The 17,733-nt window shown below is 59.1% G+C and carries 13 protein-coding genes; 8 read left to right on the top strand and 5 right to left on the bottom strand.

The features are described from left to right. Nucleotides 1-54 precede the first annotated feature (54 nt). Nucleotides 55-2,013: an ABC-ATPase domain-containing protein gene (locus CJ187_RS08295; RefSeq protein ID WP_102216504.1), complete on the bottom strand. Its 1,959-nt coding sequence runs from the start codon at nt 2,011-2,013 to the stop codon at nt 55-57. Nucleotides 2,014-2,194: 181 nt separating this feature from the next. After that, entirely contained in the window at nt 2,195-4,024 is a 1,830-nt protein-coding gene (locus CJ187_RS08300) for an alpha/beta-hydrolase family protein (RefSeq protein WP_102216503.1), read from the bottom strand. A 212-nt stretch (nt 4,025-4,236) separates the two neighbouring features. Here CJ187_RS08300 and CJ187_RS08310 point away from each other — a divergent pair, with 212 nt between their 5' ends. Beyond that, nucleotides 4,237-6,279: an alpha/beta fold hydrolase gene (locus CJ187_RS08310; protein WP_102216502.1), complete on the top strand. Its 2,043-nt coding sequence runs from the start codon at nt 4,237-4,239 to the stop codon at nt 6,277-6,279. A gap of 119 nt (nt 6,280-6,398) precedes the next feature. Next, nucleotides 6,399-8,012 carry a DUF3152 domain-containing protein gene (locus CJ187_RS08315; RefSeq protein WP_102216501.1) on the top strand — a complete coding sequence of 538 codons (1,614 nt, stop codon included), beginning with the start codon at nt 6,399-6,401 and terminating at the stop codon, nt 8,010-8,012. Between the two features lie 66 nt (nt 8,013-8,078). Here CJ187_RS08315 and CJ187_RS08320 read toward each other — a convergent pair whose 3' ends face one another. Beyond that, nucleotides 8,079-9,119, bottom strand: coding sequence for an alcohol dehydrogenase catalytic domain-containing protein (locus CJ187_RS08320; protein WP_102216500.1), 1,041 nt, complete (start codon nt 9,117-9,119; stop codon nt 8,079-8,081). A gap of 32 nt (nt 9,120-9,151) precedes the next feature. Here CJ187_RS08320 and CJ187_RS08325 point away from each other — a divergent pair, with 32 nt between their 5' ends. From CJ187_RS08325 to CJ187_RS08345, 5 genes are all read left to right on the top strand, one after another. Continuing rightward, the gene (locus tag CJ187_RS08325; RefSeq protein WP_269843577.1) at nt 9,152-10,882 is read left to right on the top strand and encodes a dihydroxyacetone kinase family protein; all 1,731 of its coding nucleotides are present in this window, start codon (nt 9,152-9,154) and stop codon (nt 10,880-10,882) included. A 161-nt stretch (nt 10,883-11,043) separates the two neighbouring features. Next, the gene (locus CJ187_RS08330; RefSeq protein WP_146003089.1) at nt 11,044-11,535 is read left to right on the top strand and encodes a hypothetical protein; all 492 of its coding nucleotides are present in this window, start codon (nt 11,044-11,046) and stop codon (nt 11,533-11,535) included. A 69-nt stretch (nt 11,536-11,604) separates the two neighbouring features. After that, nucleotides 11,605-12,564 (top strand): class 1b ribonucleoside-diphosphate reductase subunit beta, encoded by a 960-nt coding sequence (gene nrdF / locus CJ187_RS08335; RefSeq protein WP_102216498.1) that lies wholly within the window; start codon nt 11,605-11,607, stop codon nt 12,562-12,564. Nucleotides 12,565-12,752: 188 nt separating this feature from the next. Next, entirely contained in the window at nt 12,753-13,280 is a 528-nt protein-coding gene (locus CJ187_RS08340; protein ID WP_102216497.1) for a low molecular weight protein-tyrosine-phosphatase, read from the top strand. Then, on the top strand, nt 13,258-14,232 hold the full coding sequence (locus CJ187_RS08345; protein ID WP_102216496.1) for a hemagglutinin: 975 nt from the start codon (nt 13,258-13,260) through the stop codon (nt 14,230-14,232). Before CJ187_RS08340 ends, CJ187_RS08345 begins: the two co-directional genes overlap by 23 nt. Nucleotides 14,233-14,400: 168 nt before the next feature. Here CJ187_RS08345 and CJ187_RS08350 read toward each other — a convergent pair whose 3' ends face one another. Continuing rightward, complete coding sequence (locus CJ187_RS08350; protein ID WP_102216495.1) at nt 14,401-14,943, bottom strand: phosphoribosyltransferase; 543 nt, start codon at nt 14,941-14,943, stop codon at nt 14,401-14,403. 173 nt (nt 14,944-15,116) lie between these two features. Here CJ187_RS08350 and CJ187_RS08355 point away from each other — a divergent pair, with 173 nt between their 5' ends. Then, a complete protein-coding gene (locus tag CJ187_RS08355; RefSeq protein WP_158237729.1) occupies nt 15,117-16,553 on the top strand; it encodes a L,D-transpeptidase family protein in 1,437 nt (478 codons plus the stop codon). A gap of 153 nt (nt 16,554-16,706) precedes the next feature. Here the strand turns inward: CJ187_RS08355 and CJ187_RS08360 are convergent, their stop codons facing one another. Then, entirely contained in the window at nt 16,707-17,717 is a 1,011-nt protein-coding gene (locus CJ187_RS08360) for an aldose 1-epimerase (RefSeq protein ID WP_102216493.1), read from the bottom strand. Between the last annotated feature and the right edge of the window lie 16 nt (nt 17,718-17,733).

A 17,733-nucleotide genomic window follows, 5' to 3' on the forward strand; every position in this document is an offset into this window, starting at 1 on the left:
CTATGACGCCGCGCAAACGAATGCGCTGAAGACGCCGCGTAACAGATTCGCCAACTAATCGAGTTCGGCGGCACCTTCCGAATCTTCTAGTGTCTCAGGCGAATTAGGATCCGCGGCAGCAGCGGAACCCAGATCGGTATCGGCACCGGTTTCAACTTCAGAAATAGGCTTCACCCTCAGGGACCGGAACCGGTTTAACGCAGCCGCGATATCCACGCGGCGGGGACGAACAAAGAACGCGGGTTTATCCCCACCACCGAGGGCATCTAAACCGTGGTTATCCACCACTTCCTCAAGCGAATCCAACGCCTGCGCCAACGTAGTGCGCCCATCAAACCCAGTGGCCCGATTCGGGTCCGTCAGCGACCGGATCGCCCACGCAATCGCGTTCGTCTGCCCCGAATCCACAATCTGCTCCACGTCACCAAGCAAAATATCCTGCCGGTCAAGCGAAATCTGATCCAAACCACGCGAACGCGTCTTCGCTTTACCACCCTGCGGTTTACCCGGCTGCGGAACCCGCGCCGCCACCGGCTGCCACGCCGGCACATCATTACGCGCCCGCGGCATACTCGCCACCACCTGGCGCGCCTGCTCCGTCACGTCTTTACACTCGTAGTGATCCATCATCAACACGGTATCGGCCACATCCAGGTAGTCACCCGAACCACCCATCACCAAAATCGTGGACACACCCGCATTCGACAAACCCTCAATCCGATCCACAAACGGGGTAATCGGTTCCTTATCCGCCGCCACCAGTTGGCGCATCCGCTCATCGCGAATCATGAGGTTCGTGGCGGACGTATCCTCATCAATCATCACAACGGGAGCGGCAACCTCCAAGGCCTCCACAATAGACGCTGCCTGCGACGTGGAACCCGACGCGTTCTCGGTGGAAAACACCGTGGTATCCCCACCGCCAGGTAGGTCGTTAATAAACGCGGACACATCCACACCCGTCACCGCGCGGCCATCCGCAGCCCGGACCTTCACCGCATCGGGCAGCAAAGCCACCAGCTCACGCCCATCATCGGGTACGTGCGCGTACACACCGCGCTGCAACGCCCCCAGCAAAGTGGACTTACCATGGTAGCCACCACCAACAATCAGGGTCACCCCCGGGCGGATCGCCATGCCCTCAACCGGGCCAGCGAAAGGCAAATCCACGCTCACCCGCAACGACTGCGGCGCCGAGAACGCCACCGCCTCAGACATCGGCAAATCCGAAATCCCAGACCGGCGCGCCAAAACGGAACCATCCGCGACGAAACCAATCCACCCATTCTCCACCAACAAACCCTGCAGGTGCTGGTAATCCAAATACGTCTGCACGTGCCGGCGCAACGCATCCATGTGCGGGGCAGAATGGTCCGAAACAAAATCGAAAGTATCAATAATCGCATTCGGAATCTCCACATCCGCCAAATGCGCCATCGTGCGGCCCAAAATCGTGCGGCCCCGCGCGGGGAACTGACACTGGAAACGCAACTCCACATCAGAGGCGGTCACCCGCGCGTAAGAACGCTCCAAAATCTCCTGGCCACAACGCGCAATCCGCAGATCGTTCACATCCCGCGTATGATGCGCAAAATCGCGCGCCAAAAAATCCGCGACCGCCAAACACTTATCCGGCGTATCTAACAAATCCTCTGGAATGCCCATCTGCTTCGGATCCGCAGTGGTCCGCAACTGGGACGGCGGCGCATACGGGTCAGACTGCACGCGGTCAATGTGCACGTTGAAATCCCCGTAATCATAATCGCCAATCACAGACTTGTACGAACCATAATTGCGGCCATCAAGCCGGTTCAGATGATCCACCAAGTCCGCGTCCGTGCCCTTGCGGCGTTCAAACTCCCGGTTCTTCCCCCGATTATCCCGGTAATTACGGCCGCGGTTACCACCGTGGTTACCCCCATAACCAGGGCCACCATAATTTCGGCCCCCGTGGTTCTGGCCACCGAAGTTCTGGCCTCGCGAATGGAAATTCTTCGAACGATACTCACTCATACCCACCATTTTCGCACACATCCCAACGCAACCAACTCCGCGATGCGCAGACCACCGCTAGTTACTACTCAGAGCGCCGCCTGCATGTGGACACCGGGGTGTGCGCGAACTAGGGTGCCACAGGGCCGCGCGAACTAGGGTGCCGCAGGGCCGTGCAGGCAATGCGCGCCAGCAGCCACTGCTACTGGTAGACGTTTTTCGCGATCGCGGTTTGAATGCCGCGCACCATGCGTTCGTTCAACCACGCCGCATCCGCATCTCGATAGGGGTTCTTCCCAGCTGGTTTCCACTGCGGGTGGTCCAGCCCCAACACGGTTTGCCACATGGGAACCATCTGCCGGTGGTACGTGTGTCCCTCACCATCTGGCGCCATCCCCGCCACCGGTAGATCCACCAGCACCTGCACCCCAGTCACCAGGCGAATCCAATTCATGTGCGGCGCCTGCCTGTCTGCCGGTGGTTCCTTCAACCAATCCGGCTGACGCGTAAACAACTGCGGGGACCACCACACCACCGGGTCCGTAGTGTGCTGCACAAACAGGGAACGGGGGAACTCCCACTCCGGCAGGTCCCGCCCATACACGTCCTTGTACAAACTGTTCGTACTGGTTGCGAACCTAATGTGCTCCCCGTTATTCACCACCGGCGCAGTTTCAGGGCTAGACAAATGCCGCTGCTGCGTTAACTTACGCAGCAAACTGGACGCGTTTGGCGTGCCCGCCCACAGCGCTCCCGACGCCCCAGACACCAACTGCTCCCCAGAATCAAACGCCGCCTGCGACCCGAGCGCACCCAACGAGTTCCCCGTCAAATACACCGCCGGGCGTTTATCTGGCGGCATCTGATTCACCCGGTCCATCACCGCTCTGTACAGCACTTTGCCGGCAATCTTGGGGCTTTCAAACTCCCACAAAAACGCGATCGCACTGGGCACAAACGAGTACTGCATCGACACAATCGCGCAGTCCCCACCCGTCAAATACTCCACGGGTTGCATCTGCCATTCATCCAACCACCCCGTTCCCGTGGACGTTGCCAACACCACCACCGGCCGGTCAAACGCCCCCGTACGGTCCATTTCTTTAACCGCCAGAGCCGCCCCCGCCTCCAAATCAGGCCCCGACCCCAAATGGTTCTTCCCAACCAAACCCGCGTAAACCCGGATTGGTTCCACCGCAGACCTGCCCGTAACCTCCTCAATATCACGCGCGCGCGGGCCCGCCGCCACAAATTCCTTCCCGTACAGACCGATGTCCTCCCACCGCGACCACGACCCGGGGGAACCAGACCGCGTTACTTCTTGAGGTTGTTTCAAATCTTGAGGTACTTGCCGGTCCGTGTTTGCAGCGTAACGGTAGAACGCCTCAACAGAAGTGCGGAACACAACATCGTTCGCCACAAAAATAACCAGCAAAACCACGAGGATGGTGGCACCCAACTGGGCTAACCACTTCGGGATGGCGCGGGGCGCGTGGCTGACAGCCCAGTGGAAAACGCCGCGGATAACCCACCAAATCCCCGCCATGGTCACGCAAAAAAGTAACGCCACCAGGTTCGCCCACAGGAACGATACGGGCGTGAGCGCTTCCATGTGCACGTGTTTCGCAGAGATTTCTTGGGCGCGGTAAAAACGAATCAGGGTGATGACCACCCACATGCCAGCCACGAGCGCAACTAGGCGCGCCCCCCAGGTGAGCCAGCGCTCATCAGCGGAAAAACGGATCCGAGCGGCAGACACGAGCCAGCTGCACACCCCACCTATCGCCGCCCCCAGCGCGTAACCGTAAGTGATGAGGATTCCACTGGCCACCCCTTGGAACCACCAGGTGCGGGGCAGTAAAGACGGGGAGATAGACACCACCCACATCACCGCCGCGAGCACCAGCCCGGTGTTTGAAGATGGAATGAAGCGTGACAGGCGCCCCAGCGCGAACTCCTGCAGCGTCTTCGAATCGCCGTGCGCAGACACGCTTTTATCCATCGTTTCCACGCCCCTCATCATATATTTCATCCCCCATCTTTCATCACAGGTACCCCCACCATCGCGGGCCCCTTTTATGGCGGGCCCCCACCATCGTGGCCTCTCAGTACGGTTGGCCTTTTCGCGACGGGCACCCTTTACATCGGGTTCCCTTTTAGCGCAGGCCCGGGAGGGGGCCGCGTCCGCGAACTGGCTTGTGGATAGCCGGAGTGGTTGCAGTGTGAGTGGTTACACTGGAGAGCATGACGATTGTTGCAGCTACAGACGGATCTTCGTTAGGTAACCCCGGGCCAACCGGTTGGGCGTGGGTGGTAGATAAAGACACGTGGAGGGCAGGTGGTTTCCCCTCAGGAACAAACAATATTGGGGAACTGCATGCGGTGCTTGACCTGCTAGAACAAACCCAGCACGTGGATGAACCACTGCGGATCATGGCGGATTCACAGTACGTAATCAAAGCGCTCACCCAGTGGATTCACAACTGGAAACGTAACGGGTGGCGCACCGCCTCAAAAAAACCGGTGCAGAACGCGGAACTAATCCAGCGCATTGACGCGCACTTACAACATCGCTCCGTCACATTCGAATGGGTCAAAGGCCACTCTGGGAACGCGTTAAACGAAATGGCGGACCAGCGCGCGGTCGCGTGCTCAAAAGCGTACCAAGAAGGCAAAACCCCGCAGACCGGACCGGGCTTCAAACCCAGCGGTTCTTCGCAGCCCAACCCGCAGGGGGTAGGCAGTGGTGACGACCAGCGCTCGCAGGGCGCACGCATGAGTGCTGATCCGCGCTCTCAGCGGGCAGGTACGGGTTTCGATTCGTACGCAAATACAAATCGCGCAAATATAAATAGGGGAGGGAATATGGGCGCAGGATTATTCGACATGCCCGGCGATAAGCCGGCCGGCGCCCCAACCCCCGTGCGCACCACAGTGGCTGCTCGGGAAGCGGCTCCTCGGGAAGCGGCGCAACCCGGCCCCGTGATTTATAAGCAGCGGGGGTACTGGGTGCGGGAGCATCGTTTCCGCGTCCCCCTTGACCACAAGCATCCCGACGGGCGTCAAATAAACCTATTTGCCCGCGAAATCAGTGCGGACCGCGAACCGAACCCCAAGCAGCCAGCGATTATCTACATGCAAGGTGGGCCGGGTGGGCGCGCTCCCCGCCCAGGTAACCCCGCCACCGGGTGGATGGCGCACGCGCTCAAGAACCACCGGGTGATTCTCATGGACGAGCGCGGTACCGGGCTTTCCACCCGCCTTGACCACCTGACGTTATCCGCATTCGACACGGTGGAAGATCAAGTGGAATACGTAAAGCACTTCCGCGCCGACCAGATCGTGTGGGACGCAGAGTTCCTCCGTCACCAGATAAACGGTGGGCACCCGTGGAAGTCCCTCGGGCAGTCCTACGGCGGGTTCATTAACACCACTTATTTATCGATTGCGCCTGAGGGACTGTCGGAGGTGTACTTCACCGGTGGCCTCCCCGGCCTGGTGGATATCGACACGATCTACCAGTTGACCTACCAGCGCACCGCGGCGCGCAACCGCGTGTACTTTGACCGTTACCCGCGGGACGCGCAAACCCTCAAGAATGTACTAAAACACCTGCGGGAAACGGAAGAAACCCTACCTACCGGAGAGCGCCTGACGGGCCGGCGGCTACGCATGCTGGGCATGAACCTGGGTGGTGACGCCGGGTTCGACCAGTTGCATTACTTTTTTGAGGACCCGTTCGTCACGGTGCGGGGAACCAAGCGGCTCAACACGCAGTTCTTAGACATGGTTTGGCGCAACGTCTCCATGGGGGACAACCCGATGTACGGCCTGCTGCACGAAACGATTTACGCTGGAACCACCCCTAAACTCGCTGGTCAGGCAACAAACTGGGGAGCGTGGCGCCTAGTGAAAGACGAGAACCTCCCCGGATTCGAACCCGAACCAGACCTGCAGAGCAGCGACCCGATCTACCTGACGGGGGAGCACATTTACCCCTGGTTGTTCGACGAAGACCCCGCGCTCGTACCAATGCGAAACCTGGCGCACCGGCTTGCCTCCTTCACGGATTGGCCCACCCTTTATGATCCTGAGGTTCTACAAAGCAACGACCGGCCGTGCGCTGGAGCCGTGTACTTAGAGGACATGTTTGTGCCCGTGGAGTTGTCGCGCGAAACCGCTCGCTGCGCGAACGTGCGTACGTGGGTGACGAACGAATACCAGCACGACGGGATCCGGTCTGGCACCGGGGTGCTGGAACACCTCATGGAACTAGCGCACCGGTAACCACAGCGGGGCGAGTGTGGAGTTTTCCACCGGTTGCTCAAATGGGTTGAGTGTGGAGTTTTCCACCGCTTAGCCAAACGGGTTGTATGTGGCAAGGGGAGGCGGGATAATAGGGGCTTATGGGACAGAAGTTGCTGAAGCGAATGCAAGTGGCGTGCGCAGCACTAGTCCTACCCTTTTTCGCCGCCACCCCGGTAGTACCCGCATTTGCCGCGCCCGCAGCTCAGCCCGCTACGGAAGTGACTGAAAACGGGACGGCACTGGTGCGGTACGATACTGACCCAACAGAAATGTCCGTGGCTTCGGCATCGCGCCAGTTCGGTAAACACGCGGACTCCGTCTACCTGGTTAACCCCTACGACGTGGACTCCGTGCTGCCCATCGCGGCCGCAAGCCACAGTGAACAACCCGGCCCCGTCCTATACGTGAACGCAGACGGCACGCTCCCAGAAAGCGTGCGCGAAGAAGTGGGGCGCCTATCACCAACCCGCGTGGTAGCCGTAGGTGGGCAAGCACTCGTATCCGTGGGCGCGTTAGAAACCGCAGCGGGAGCAGCGCAAGAATCCCTCAAAACATCCGGGGCAGAAGCAGCGGTGCAAACCGAACAGTGGGCAGCCGAAACCCCGCAAGACCTTTCTATTAAGATCGCGCAAGCACTGTTCCCCTCAGGCGCTAAAACCGCCTACCTAGTGGACGCCACCGGTACGGACGCGTCGGTGTATGCGAGCCTGGCTGCCTCAATGGGGGACGGTCCCGTGCTGCTAGTAGACCCCGCTAACCCAGACTCGGTAATGGGTACGCTGGACACGCTTAAACCACGCATCACCGTGGCTGTAGGTGGGTTAGATTCCAAAACCTGGACCAAAGTTTCTGGCAAACACCCAGGCAACCAACTACTGGGCGGATCCATCGACGCGGTCGCATTAAACGCTGCGTCTGCTCGCACTGTTCCCCGCTCCAGTGCGGTAGTGGTGGCGTCCGCGGATGACCCCGCTTCAATGCTCATCGCAGCCCAGAACGCGCGCGGACCATTCCTCCCGCTGGCTACCGGAACCACGGTTTCAAACGCCAGCAAACTAGTTTCAACTGCGAACACCCTCAGCGGCGCCAGTGCCGGCCGGTTCATTGCCTATGGTAAAACCGGCAGTGGAGACCGCGTGTTCACGGCACCCGAATCAAAAACGCTAGCTGGGGGCCTTACATCAATAGACGTTAAGAACCGGGGAACGGGGGCACTACTGAACGTGTCCCCACCAGCTGGGTTAAAGTCCACTAAAGGTAAAGACTTCACATACGTACTGCAGGTCGAAGATGGGCTGCCGGTAGACAGCGCGCAGTTCGCCACCGAAGTGGCACAGACTCTTAACGACCCGCGCGGATGGGGACGGAACTTCAAACAGGTGCGGCAAAAAGGGGACACCACACTCGTTTTAGCGTCACCGAAAAAAGTAGACGAACTCTGCGCTCCCCTGGACACTGCGGGCGAAACATCGTGTCACAACGGTAACGTAACAGTCATCAACATTGACCGCTGGGTTGGAGGAGCGCAAGAGTTCCTCCGCGCTGGCGGCACCGTGCAGCAGTACCGCCAATACGTGCTTAACCACGAAATGGGCCACGCCATCGGCTACGGGCACCAGCAGTGCCTAACCGCCGGCGCCCTCGCCCCCGTCATGATGCAACAGACCCTCCACATGCAGGCCTGCCGCCCCAACCCGTGGCCTAAACCGTAGGCAAACCCGCCGGCACGCGCAGCACAATGCTGCAAACCGTAGGTAACCACGCCGCTCAGCCCGCGGTTACGGAATCACCGCGATTTTCACGCCCTTACGCGCGCGCACGGCCTCATAAGCATCATGAATATCTGCAAGCGGATACTGGTGCGTGACAATTTCATCAACGGCAATCACGCCCGATTCCAGTAGGGCAACAGCTCGCGCAACGTCGCGTCGACGCGCATTCGAACCACCCGTCACCTGAAGCTCCTTGTAGTGAATCAAATTCGGTTCCATCACCGACGTGGAGCCCTTAGGGAAACCTGCGAAATAGTTAACCCGCCCACCGGGGCGCGCCAACTCCAACGCATCGTTCGCTAAATCCACCGCCCCAATACAGACCACCACCACGTCCGCACCCATACCAGCCGTGCGGGCCCGAACCTCACGCGGTAAATCATCTGGATGCACGCCAACACCACCAAGACGCTCCACGGTGGCACGGCGCTCAGAACCGCGGTTAGACACAATCACCTGCGCCGCCCCCTGCAGCAACGCCAACTGCAAATGCAGCAAGCCAATCGGCCCCGCCCCCAAAATCACCACGGTGTCGCCCGCGTTAACCCGATACTGATCTAAACCATTCAAGCAGCACGAAATCGGTTCCGACAAACACAGAGCCTTCGGGGTTAGTCGCTTGGTGGTGGGGAACAGGTTGCCACGCGCAACCGCCCGGGCCGGTACCCGCAGGTACTCTTCTAACCCACCGTCCAACGCGTACCCAAACAGCGTCAGGTTAGAACACAGGTGCTCGCGGTCGTGCAAACAATTCGTGCAGTAACCGCACGAAACCACAATGGAAATAGTGGCCTGGTCCCCTACCTTCAAGTCGGGGTAGTACTGCTCAACGCCTGCCCCGATTTCGCAAACACTGCCCGCAACCTCATGGCCCGGCACAACGCCAGGGCGCACTCCCGAGGTTTTCGCCCCCGTGAACAGGCGGTAATCCGTGCCGCACAGCGTGTTAGCCTCAACTTTCAAAACCACTTCACCGGGCCCAGCGGTTGGCTGATCCTTATTAACCAACTGTAAATCGTGGGGAGCGTTCAAAACTGCGGCGCGCATAGTACCTCTTTCGAATCAAGTTGCTTAATATAGTGTACGTCACAGAAAACGTGTTGGCTTACGACGAAGGTGCGGTAATGACAGTCCTAATGAACGATCCCGAAGAATTTCCAAAAGAATCACTTGAGGGGTTCGCAGACGCATTCCACAAATGGGTTAAACCCGTATACGGGGGCGTGGTGCGATCAACGAAAGTAGATGCGGGGAAAGTGGCGGTAGTGGTTGGTGGCGGATCTGGCCACTACCCCGCGTTCGCCGGCTGGGTTGGCCCCGGTTTCGCAGATGGCGCGGTGGCGGGCAACATTTTCTCTTCCCCCTCTGGCGCGCAGGCGTACGCGGTGGCGAAAGCCGCGGACCGGGGAGCGGGCGTACTAATCGGGTTCGGTAACTACGCGGGCGACGTACTGCACTTCGGGCAAGCGATAGAACGTTTACGCGGCGAGGGGGTGGACGCCCGGGCGCTCGCGGTCACCGACGATATCGCTTCCGCACCTGCGGATGAGCATTTGAAAAGGCGGGGGATCGCCGGGGACCTCCCGGTGTTTAAAGTGACGTGCGCGGCTGCGGAAGACGGGTTGAATATTGACCAGGTGCAGGCCGTGTTCAACAAGGTGAATGACCGCACCCGCTCGTTTGGGGTGGCGTTCTCTGGCTGCACGCTACCGGGCGCGGGGGAACCCCTGTTTAGTTTGGACCCGAACGTGATGGGGGTCGGGTTGGGAATCCATGGGGAACCGGGGATTCACGACGCGCCCCTGGGGTCGTCGGACGAGGTTGCGAAACTTCTAGTTGATGGCTTGTTAGCAGACCGGCCTGAGGGAGCGGGGAGCCGGGTGGTAGCGATTGTCAACGGTTTGGGGGATACGAAGTACGAGGAATTGTTCGTGCTCTACGGCGACATTGCCCGGCGCCTGCGGGGCGCGGACCTGGAGATTGTGGACGCGGAGGTCGGGGAGTTCGTCACGTCGTTGGACATGGCGGGCTGCTCGTTAACACTGGTGTGGGCTGATGAGCAGATTGAACGCTACTGGGCAGCGGCGTGTGACACGCCGGCGTACCGCAAGGGGAACTTACAACCCGTGGAGGCGGACACCACGGTGCTTGCCACACGGCCCGAAGCCGTGCAGGTGAACCGGGAAGGTTCGGCCCCGTCACAGGAGACCGCGAGCCGCGTGGTTGACGTGTTAGAGCAGGTAGCGGCCCTCATGCGGGAAAAAGAGGACGAACTTGGGCACATTGACGCGGTGGCGGGCGATGGTGACCACGGGATTGGGATGGCGCGCGGGTCGAAAGCCGCCGCTGTGGAAGCCAAACGTCTAGCGGAGCAGCGCGGTGGAGTGGCTACGGTGCTGGCGGGTGCGGGAGACGCGTGGTCGGCAGCAGCTGGGGGTACGTCAGGAGCCCTGTGGGGCGCTTTAATCACAGCATTCGGAGCCACGTTGGGTGATGAGGACGCGCCGGATTCAGCTGCTTACACGCGTGCGGCCGCGGCGGCACTTGAGGCCGTGCAGCGCCTGGGCGGCGCGCAAGTGGGGGATAAGACGATGGTGGATGCGTTGGCCCCAGCGGTGGAAGAGCTGCAATCTGGGCACACTTGGACGCAAGCCGCGCAGGCAGCGCATTCAGGGGCGGAGCAAACAAAGGATATTGTTGCGAAACTTGGGCGTGCCCGTCCGCTGGGTGAGAAGTCGCTTGGTACCCCCGATGCCGGTGCGGTTTCGCTGACCATGATTCTTGAGGTACTAGCCCAGCACCTCGCATAAAAGACACGCGGTTGGTCCCTGCCCCTTCGAACCAGCCCGCGAGCGAACCTCGCCTTTTCCCTAACCCGTCCTCTTGTAAACCCTCTTGTAAACCAGGGGTTAAGAATGTGGGCGTACCAATCTAAACTGTGTGTAGGGGCAGTTGGATGGAAGGTGAAGCCATGAAGCAAGTAACGACGTGTTGTAAGAAAACACATGACTTTTTTGAACGCTACCCGGCGGAGTCGAACGCCGCGGTGGCGGGTTTGTCAACGCTCGCGTGGTATGCGCTGCCGGACGTAACTGGTTCGTCTGTGACCCGGTTTTTCGCTAAGTCAGGAATCGTCGCGGCGGTTGGATACTATGCTGCGCATGTGCCTGAGGCTGCGCGAATGTGGCAAGAATCCAAGGAAGATACGAAACATTTGTTTGAGGATACTTCGCTGGCGCAGCTACCTGTGGCCGCGCAGATCGCGCTTTGCGCCGGTGTGATCGGTGCGGGAATCTACGTGAATTCTTTAACGGAACGGTGGCTGCTGCACCGCGGGGAACGCAAGGAACGCCAGGGCAAAAAACTGCCGCACGTGAAGCAGGCTGTAGTACTGGCTGCGCTCGCGGGGGCCGCAACGTACGCTAGCGCGAAGGCCCGTCAAACCTTGGGCACGCAGGCGTAGCCCCACCTGGGTTGTTGCGCGGTTGTTTGGGTGTGGGAAGATGGTTTGGTTGATGTTGAAGGAGGAAGCGTGACGGAACCGGTTTTTGAGGCGATTAACTGGAATGCGATTGAGGACGACAAAGACCTTGAGGTGTGGGATCGGCTGACGGGTAATTTCTGGTTGCCAGAGAAGATTCCGTTGTCGAATGATATTCCCTCGTGGAAGACGTTGACCGACGATGAGAAAACTATGACGAACCGCGTTTTCACGGGCCTCACGTTGTTGGATACGTTGCAGGGTACGGTGGGTGCGATTTCGCTGATCCCCGATTCTCGTACGCCACATGAGGAGGCGGTGTACACGAACATTGCGTTCATGGAGTCTGTGCATGCGAAGTCTTATTCGTCGATTTTCTCTACCCTGCTTTCCACCGAGGAGATTAACGAGTCTTTCCGCTGGTCACGAGAGAATAAACAGTTGCAGCAGAAGGCGGAGATCATCTTGTCTTACTACGAGGGCGATGACCCGCTGAAGAAGAAGGTGGCTTCGACGATGTTGGAGTCGTTCTTGTTCTACTCTGGTTTTTACGCCCCGATGTACTGGTCTGCGCATGCGAAGCTTACGAATACTGCGGATCTGATTCGCCTTATTATTCGCGATGAGGCTGTGCACGGCTACTACATTGGCTACAAGTACCAGATGGGGTTGCGGGATGCTTCGCAGAAGCGTCGCGATGAACTGAAGGATTACACGTTCACCCTGTTGGATGACCTGTATGACAACGAGGAGGAGTACACGGAAGACCTGTACGATCCACTGGGTTTGAGTGAGGACGTGAAGAAGTTCTTGCGTTACAACGCTAATAAAGCGTTGATGAATTTGGGTTATGAGGCGTTGTTCCCCGCGGATTCTGTGGACGTGAACCCTGCGATTTTGGCGGCTTTGTCGCCGAATGCGGATGAGAACCATGATTTCTTCTCGGGTTCCGGTTCCTCCTACGTGATCGGGGAGATTGAAGATACGGAAGACGAGGACTGGGACTTCTAACACTCTGATACCGCTGAGAGCCCGGGTCTGCGCTAGACCCGGGTTTTCCCATGTGCACGCGCGTCAACGACCGCTACCCACCTGTTTTCCCATTCGCAGGCGCGGGGAGTGCTGCATCCACCCGGGTTTTCGGTGAGTCTTCTTACCCTGGGTTCTGTCGCTACTGCGCGTCGGGTAGGCTTGGGGCCATGGTTTACAAGGTTTTGATGGTGTGTACGGGTAATATTTGCCGGTCTGTTATGGCCCAGGTGGTGTTGCGCGACCGGTTGGAAGCCCGTGGCGTATCTGCGCAGGTGGATTCGGCTGGTATTTCCGATGAGGAACATGGCGGACCGATTGATAGGCGGGCTGCCCGAACGTTGCGGGACGCCGATTACGATGTGCCAGATCATCATGCGCACCAGGTGCAACCCCAGGAGGTAGGGGAGTACGACCTGATCCTCGCGATGACTACAGGCCACTACAAGCAGGTGGAGCGGCTGGCTCAGATGGTTGACGTGAAGGTTACAAAGGATGGTCCAGTGGGCGACCCATCAGTGGTGGACCTGCGCATGTTCCGCTCCTTTGACCCGGCGGTAGGCGAGCACGCACCGTCTTACGAGTTGGATGTGCCGGACCCGTGGTATGGCACGCAGGAGGATTTCGAAACCACGTTGGACACGATTGAAAGCGCTGTTGACGCAATAGCGGACCATGTCGAAGCCGCCTCGAAGTAAACGCCCGGCGCGCACTGGCGCTCGCAAGCCGGCGCGTTCAAACCGCAGAAGCCGCGCGTCTGGAACCAATCGCGGCGGGCGCGCGCGCAGCAACCAACACGCCGGCGTTGCGGTGGGGCGGGGGCCGGATTCGGTGTATCTACCGTTCATTATTGTGGCAGCCATAGTGGTGTTGTCGCTGTTCGCGGTGGTTCAGCTCGCGACGCCGCGCGCCCCTAAACCACATGCGGATCCAGAACCGACCCTACCGCCGGTGAGTGCGGAAGGGTTTGATGCGGGCAATATCATTTCCGATGAGGTATTCTTCAACCCTCAAGCTATGACGGAAAAGCAAGTGGCGGATTTTATTGCCAAGTGGAATAAAGGGTGCCGCACCGGCGCAGAAGGTACCGCGTGTTTAGCGAAGTACGTGGAGGATTCTCCATCTTGGGGTGCGAACGAGTACTGTGTAAAACCGTTTGCGGGTAAGAAGCATGATTCTGCGGCCGCGATTATTTACAAGGCCGCGCAGGCGTGTGATGTGAATCCGCAGGCTTTGCTGGTGACGTTGCAGAAGGAACAGGGGTTGATCACGGCGTCGGGCGCGGATTTGACGCCGGCGCGGTATCAGATCGCGATGGGGTACGGGTGTCCAGACCACACGAACTGCAACCCAGAGGATTATGGGTTTGCCCGGCAAGTGTACGGGGCGGCCCGGCAGTTTAAGATGTACCGGGCGCACCCGCAGAAATACAATGTGAAAGCCGGGCAGAATAACCAGATTGCGTACGACGTGGACCCGGATTGCGGGTTCGGGGTCGTGTACGTGCAGAACCAGGCGACTGCTGGGTTGTATAACTACACGCCGTACCAGCCGTCCCCACAAGCATTATCCGGCCGGGGCGGTAAGTGCACCACGTGGGGGAACTTGAACTTCTACGCCTTCTACAAAGCGTGGTTCAACCCGCAGTAATCCCGCGCAGCATCTTGACTGCCCGGTAGCGCGACTTACCCGAGCCGAACCGGTCGGTTCGCACCCCCTGCGCCGGGCCCAACCGGGCGGCTAGCGCTACCGCGCGGCAGCACGTCGGTGGGTTAGCGCCCTCTGCGCCGGGCCCGCCTTTTTGCTATACCTGGCCTGTTACGCCTGGTCTGGTTTGATGACCGGCAGGGTAGACCAGGGGAAGTTAATCCACTTGTCCGTCTTGGCCCACACGTAGTCGGGTTTAATGATGGAGCGGGATTTTTCGTAGATAACGCAGCTGCGTGCATCCACGGTGATGGTGGATTTTCCGTCTAACGATAAGCCGTCTTGGTTGATGAGGTCCATGACCATCTTCAGGGTTTTCCCGGAGTCCGCGACGTCGTCCACGACGAGCACATTCTTGTCGTTCAGCTCAGACACGTCCATCAGTGGGGGCAGTAGAACGGGTTCGGGGAGGGTTTCTGCGATGTCGGTGTAGAACTCTACGTTCATGGTGCCGATCGCTTTTAGCCCCATGGCGTAAGAAAGTGCGCCGGCGGGAAGGAGTCCGCCGCGGGCCACAGCTACGATCAGGTCGGGCATCCATCCGCTGTTAACGATTTGTGCTGCGAGTTCGCGCGCGGCCCCTCCGAAACCGTCCCAGGTGAGGATTTCGCGGTCTGGTTGCTTGTCTGAGGTGGCGCCGTCATCAAAAGCCATAAAACACTCCCATGTAGACTGATTCTTCGATTCTAAACCACTCGTGAACTTAAACACGAACTAGGCGTGATTTTGGCTTATTCATGGGATTTGGGGTGGAAATCAAATACCATGGTATGTGCACATCGGTCGTCCCCTTAATATGCGGATCCTTAAAGTGTGGAGGTTTAATAGTGCGAACCGCGGCTTCTAAACGGTGGCTATGGATCGCTGTGGCCGCGCTGGTGGCTTTACTGGCGTTGGCTGCGGGTGGAATCTGGTACGGGTCCCACTATGCGAACCGCGCGCTCCCACGCACCCACGTGGGGAATGTGGACGTGGCGGGCATGAACCGGGCACAATTGAAGTCGCTGCTGCAGCAAAAAAATGAGCAGTCACAGGTGTCAGTGCAGACACCGGACGGGAAGTTCGTGGCTAACCTCAACAAGATTGGTACGCCAATCAACGTGGATGACACGGTTAAGAAGGTGCTTGAACCGAACCGGTCGGTGGGTGCGCGGTTTAAAGCGTTGTTCACGGCCCGCACTGTGGATCCGGTGGTGTCGCCCAATTTGGATGCGACCCAAGATTTTGTGTCATCCATTTTGCCTGAGGGGATTGAGCAAGCTAAGAATGCGCAGGTGGTGCGCGCAGACGATGGGAAGGGTTTCTCGGTTAAACCCGGCCAGGTGGGCCGCACGTTAGACACGAAGGCGTTGGTTGCGGCAGGTAAGAAAGCGGCGTCGTCACTGCAGTCTGGGTCGGTGAAAGCAGCTTACGAGGATCGCGAGCCGGATATTACGGATGCGGACGCGCAGCAGCTGGCGGATAAAGCGATGGAGCTGTCGCAAACGAATGTGCAGATTAAGTACGAGGACGAGTCGATTGTTCCCAGTATTTCGCGCCGCACCGAGTGGGTGGACCTCAAGCCAAGTGGGGAGAAGGCGCTGAAACTGAATGCGGATGCGGTTAGTAAGTGGGTGCAGAAAGCGGCGGACGATTACGTTAACCGGGAACCTCAAAATGGGCAGCGGAAGGTTAATAAGGACGGCAAGGTAATTCAGACGGTGTCGCAGCCGCAAGAGGGCCGTTCGGTTAACAATGTGGATAAGGTCGCGGCGGATATGATGCAGGCGATCGAGGCTGGTAAGGACTACGAGGGGGCGTTCACCGCGAAAACCACGGAGGCGAAGTGGGATGAGAAGGTGGTGGCGCCGGCAGCGGAGTCTTTGTACTACAAGGCGTCTGATGGGGAGAAGTGGATAGATATTAACCTGTCTAACTTCACTGTCACGGCGTTTAATGGGGGAACGCCGGAGATCGGGCCGATCCCAATGGTGCCGGGCGCGCCGGGTTGGGAAACGGTTACGGGGATCCACCGGATCTACTTGAAGTATCCGACACAGACGATGCGGGGAACGGATTTCGATGGGTCGGAGTATGAGACTCCGGGGGTGCCGTCGGTAATGTACTTCTCGGGCAACTACGCTCTTCATGGGGCGCCGTGGCGCGGCTCGTTCGGATACGCGGGGTCCGCTGGTTCGCACGGCTGCGTGAACCTACCGGTGGGTTCGGCCGCGCAACTGTACGAGTGGGCTCCGATGGGTACCGTCGTGGCCTCCCACTACTAAGCGAACTGTACTTGAACAAGCTGTTTCCCACGAGGCACCGTGGTGACCTCTCACTACTAAAGGCACTGTGGTTGCCACTCACCATAAGCGGACTGTTTACTAAACGCTCGGGTGTTTCCCGAGCGCCGCTCGCGGCCCAGTTTTGCAAATGGTTTACTCCGCGTTGTTTGTGGCGTGTACGCGGATGTTTAGTGCCCTTGTGTGCCCGGGCTGCAGTTGCAGAGCGTTAGCGAGTTCTGGGCGGTTGAACGCGTTGGGGATGAACTGGCACGGTTCCATTGCCACACTCTGGTAGGGGCCGCGTTTAAGCCCCGCCCCGGTGTAGAGGTGGAAGTTCCCCTCACCCACGCCGGTGGGTAGGTCCGCTTGCACGGTTATCGTGCGCCGCCCAGTGGTTAGCTGCGCGGAACAGATCCCGTCACTATCTGGTATCAGCCCGGTTACCGCCTGGTCCCACTCAGCCGAAAGCACGTTTTGGCTAGTGCCGACCTCTTGTTGGAACCGCCCGCTTAAGCCGGGTTCTTCAAGTGCCGTGTACGCGGCTGTGGCATCTAGGGGGATGAGTTTCGCGTCGGTGTTAACCAGGTACCTGCTGGGCACCTCGATACGCGGGGCTGATTGTGGGTCTTGTCCAATCGTCTCCTCCAGCAGGAAGTACGGGTGCCACCCGAGCGCCACCGGCACTGCTTGCTCGCCCACGTTTGTGGCCGCGATTTTTACGCTCAGCGTGTTCGTGGTTTCTAGCGTGTAGGTCACCGCGATGTCGAGCGCACCCGGGTACGCGCTTGAAGGTTCTAGGTGATATGTGAACACTACGCTCCGGCCGGGTTCATCTACACGCGCAGTAAAAGGAGCTTCAAACACGAGACCGTGCAAACCCGTTTCCCCATCCGGAATTGTTGGCGCGGGCGCGGGGTACGTGGTGCCGTCAGCGTCTGCCCACTGCCCGTTCGCAAGCCGATTCGACCAGGGGACCAGCACCGCACACCGGAATCCGTCGAGCGTGGACTGTTCCGCGTCACTCACGTACCCGTCCACAATCTGCTGGCCCTCCACAACCCAGTTGCGTAGCGTCGCCCCCCGCGCACTAATAGTTGCAGACGAACCGCCGAGTTCAATCGTGCACGTTTGCGCAAAAGTACCTTGTGTTTCGGACATCGACATTGCATGACCCCTTATA

This window comes from Gleimia hominis (assembly GCF_002871945.2).
Classification (GTDB): domain Bacteria; phylum Actinomycetota; class Actinomycetes; order Actinomycetales; family Actinomycetaceae; genus Gleimia; species Gleimia hominis_A.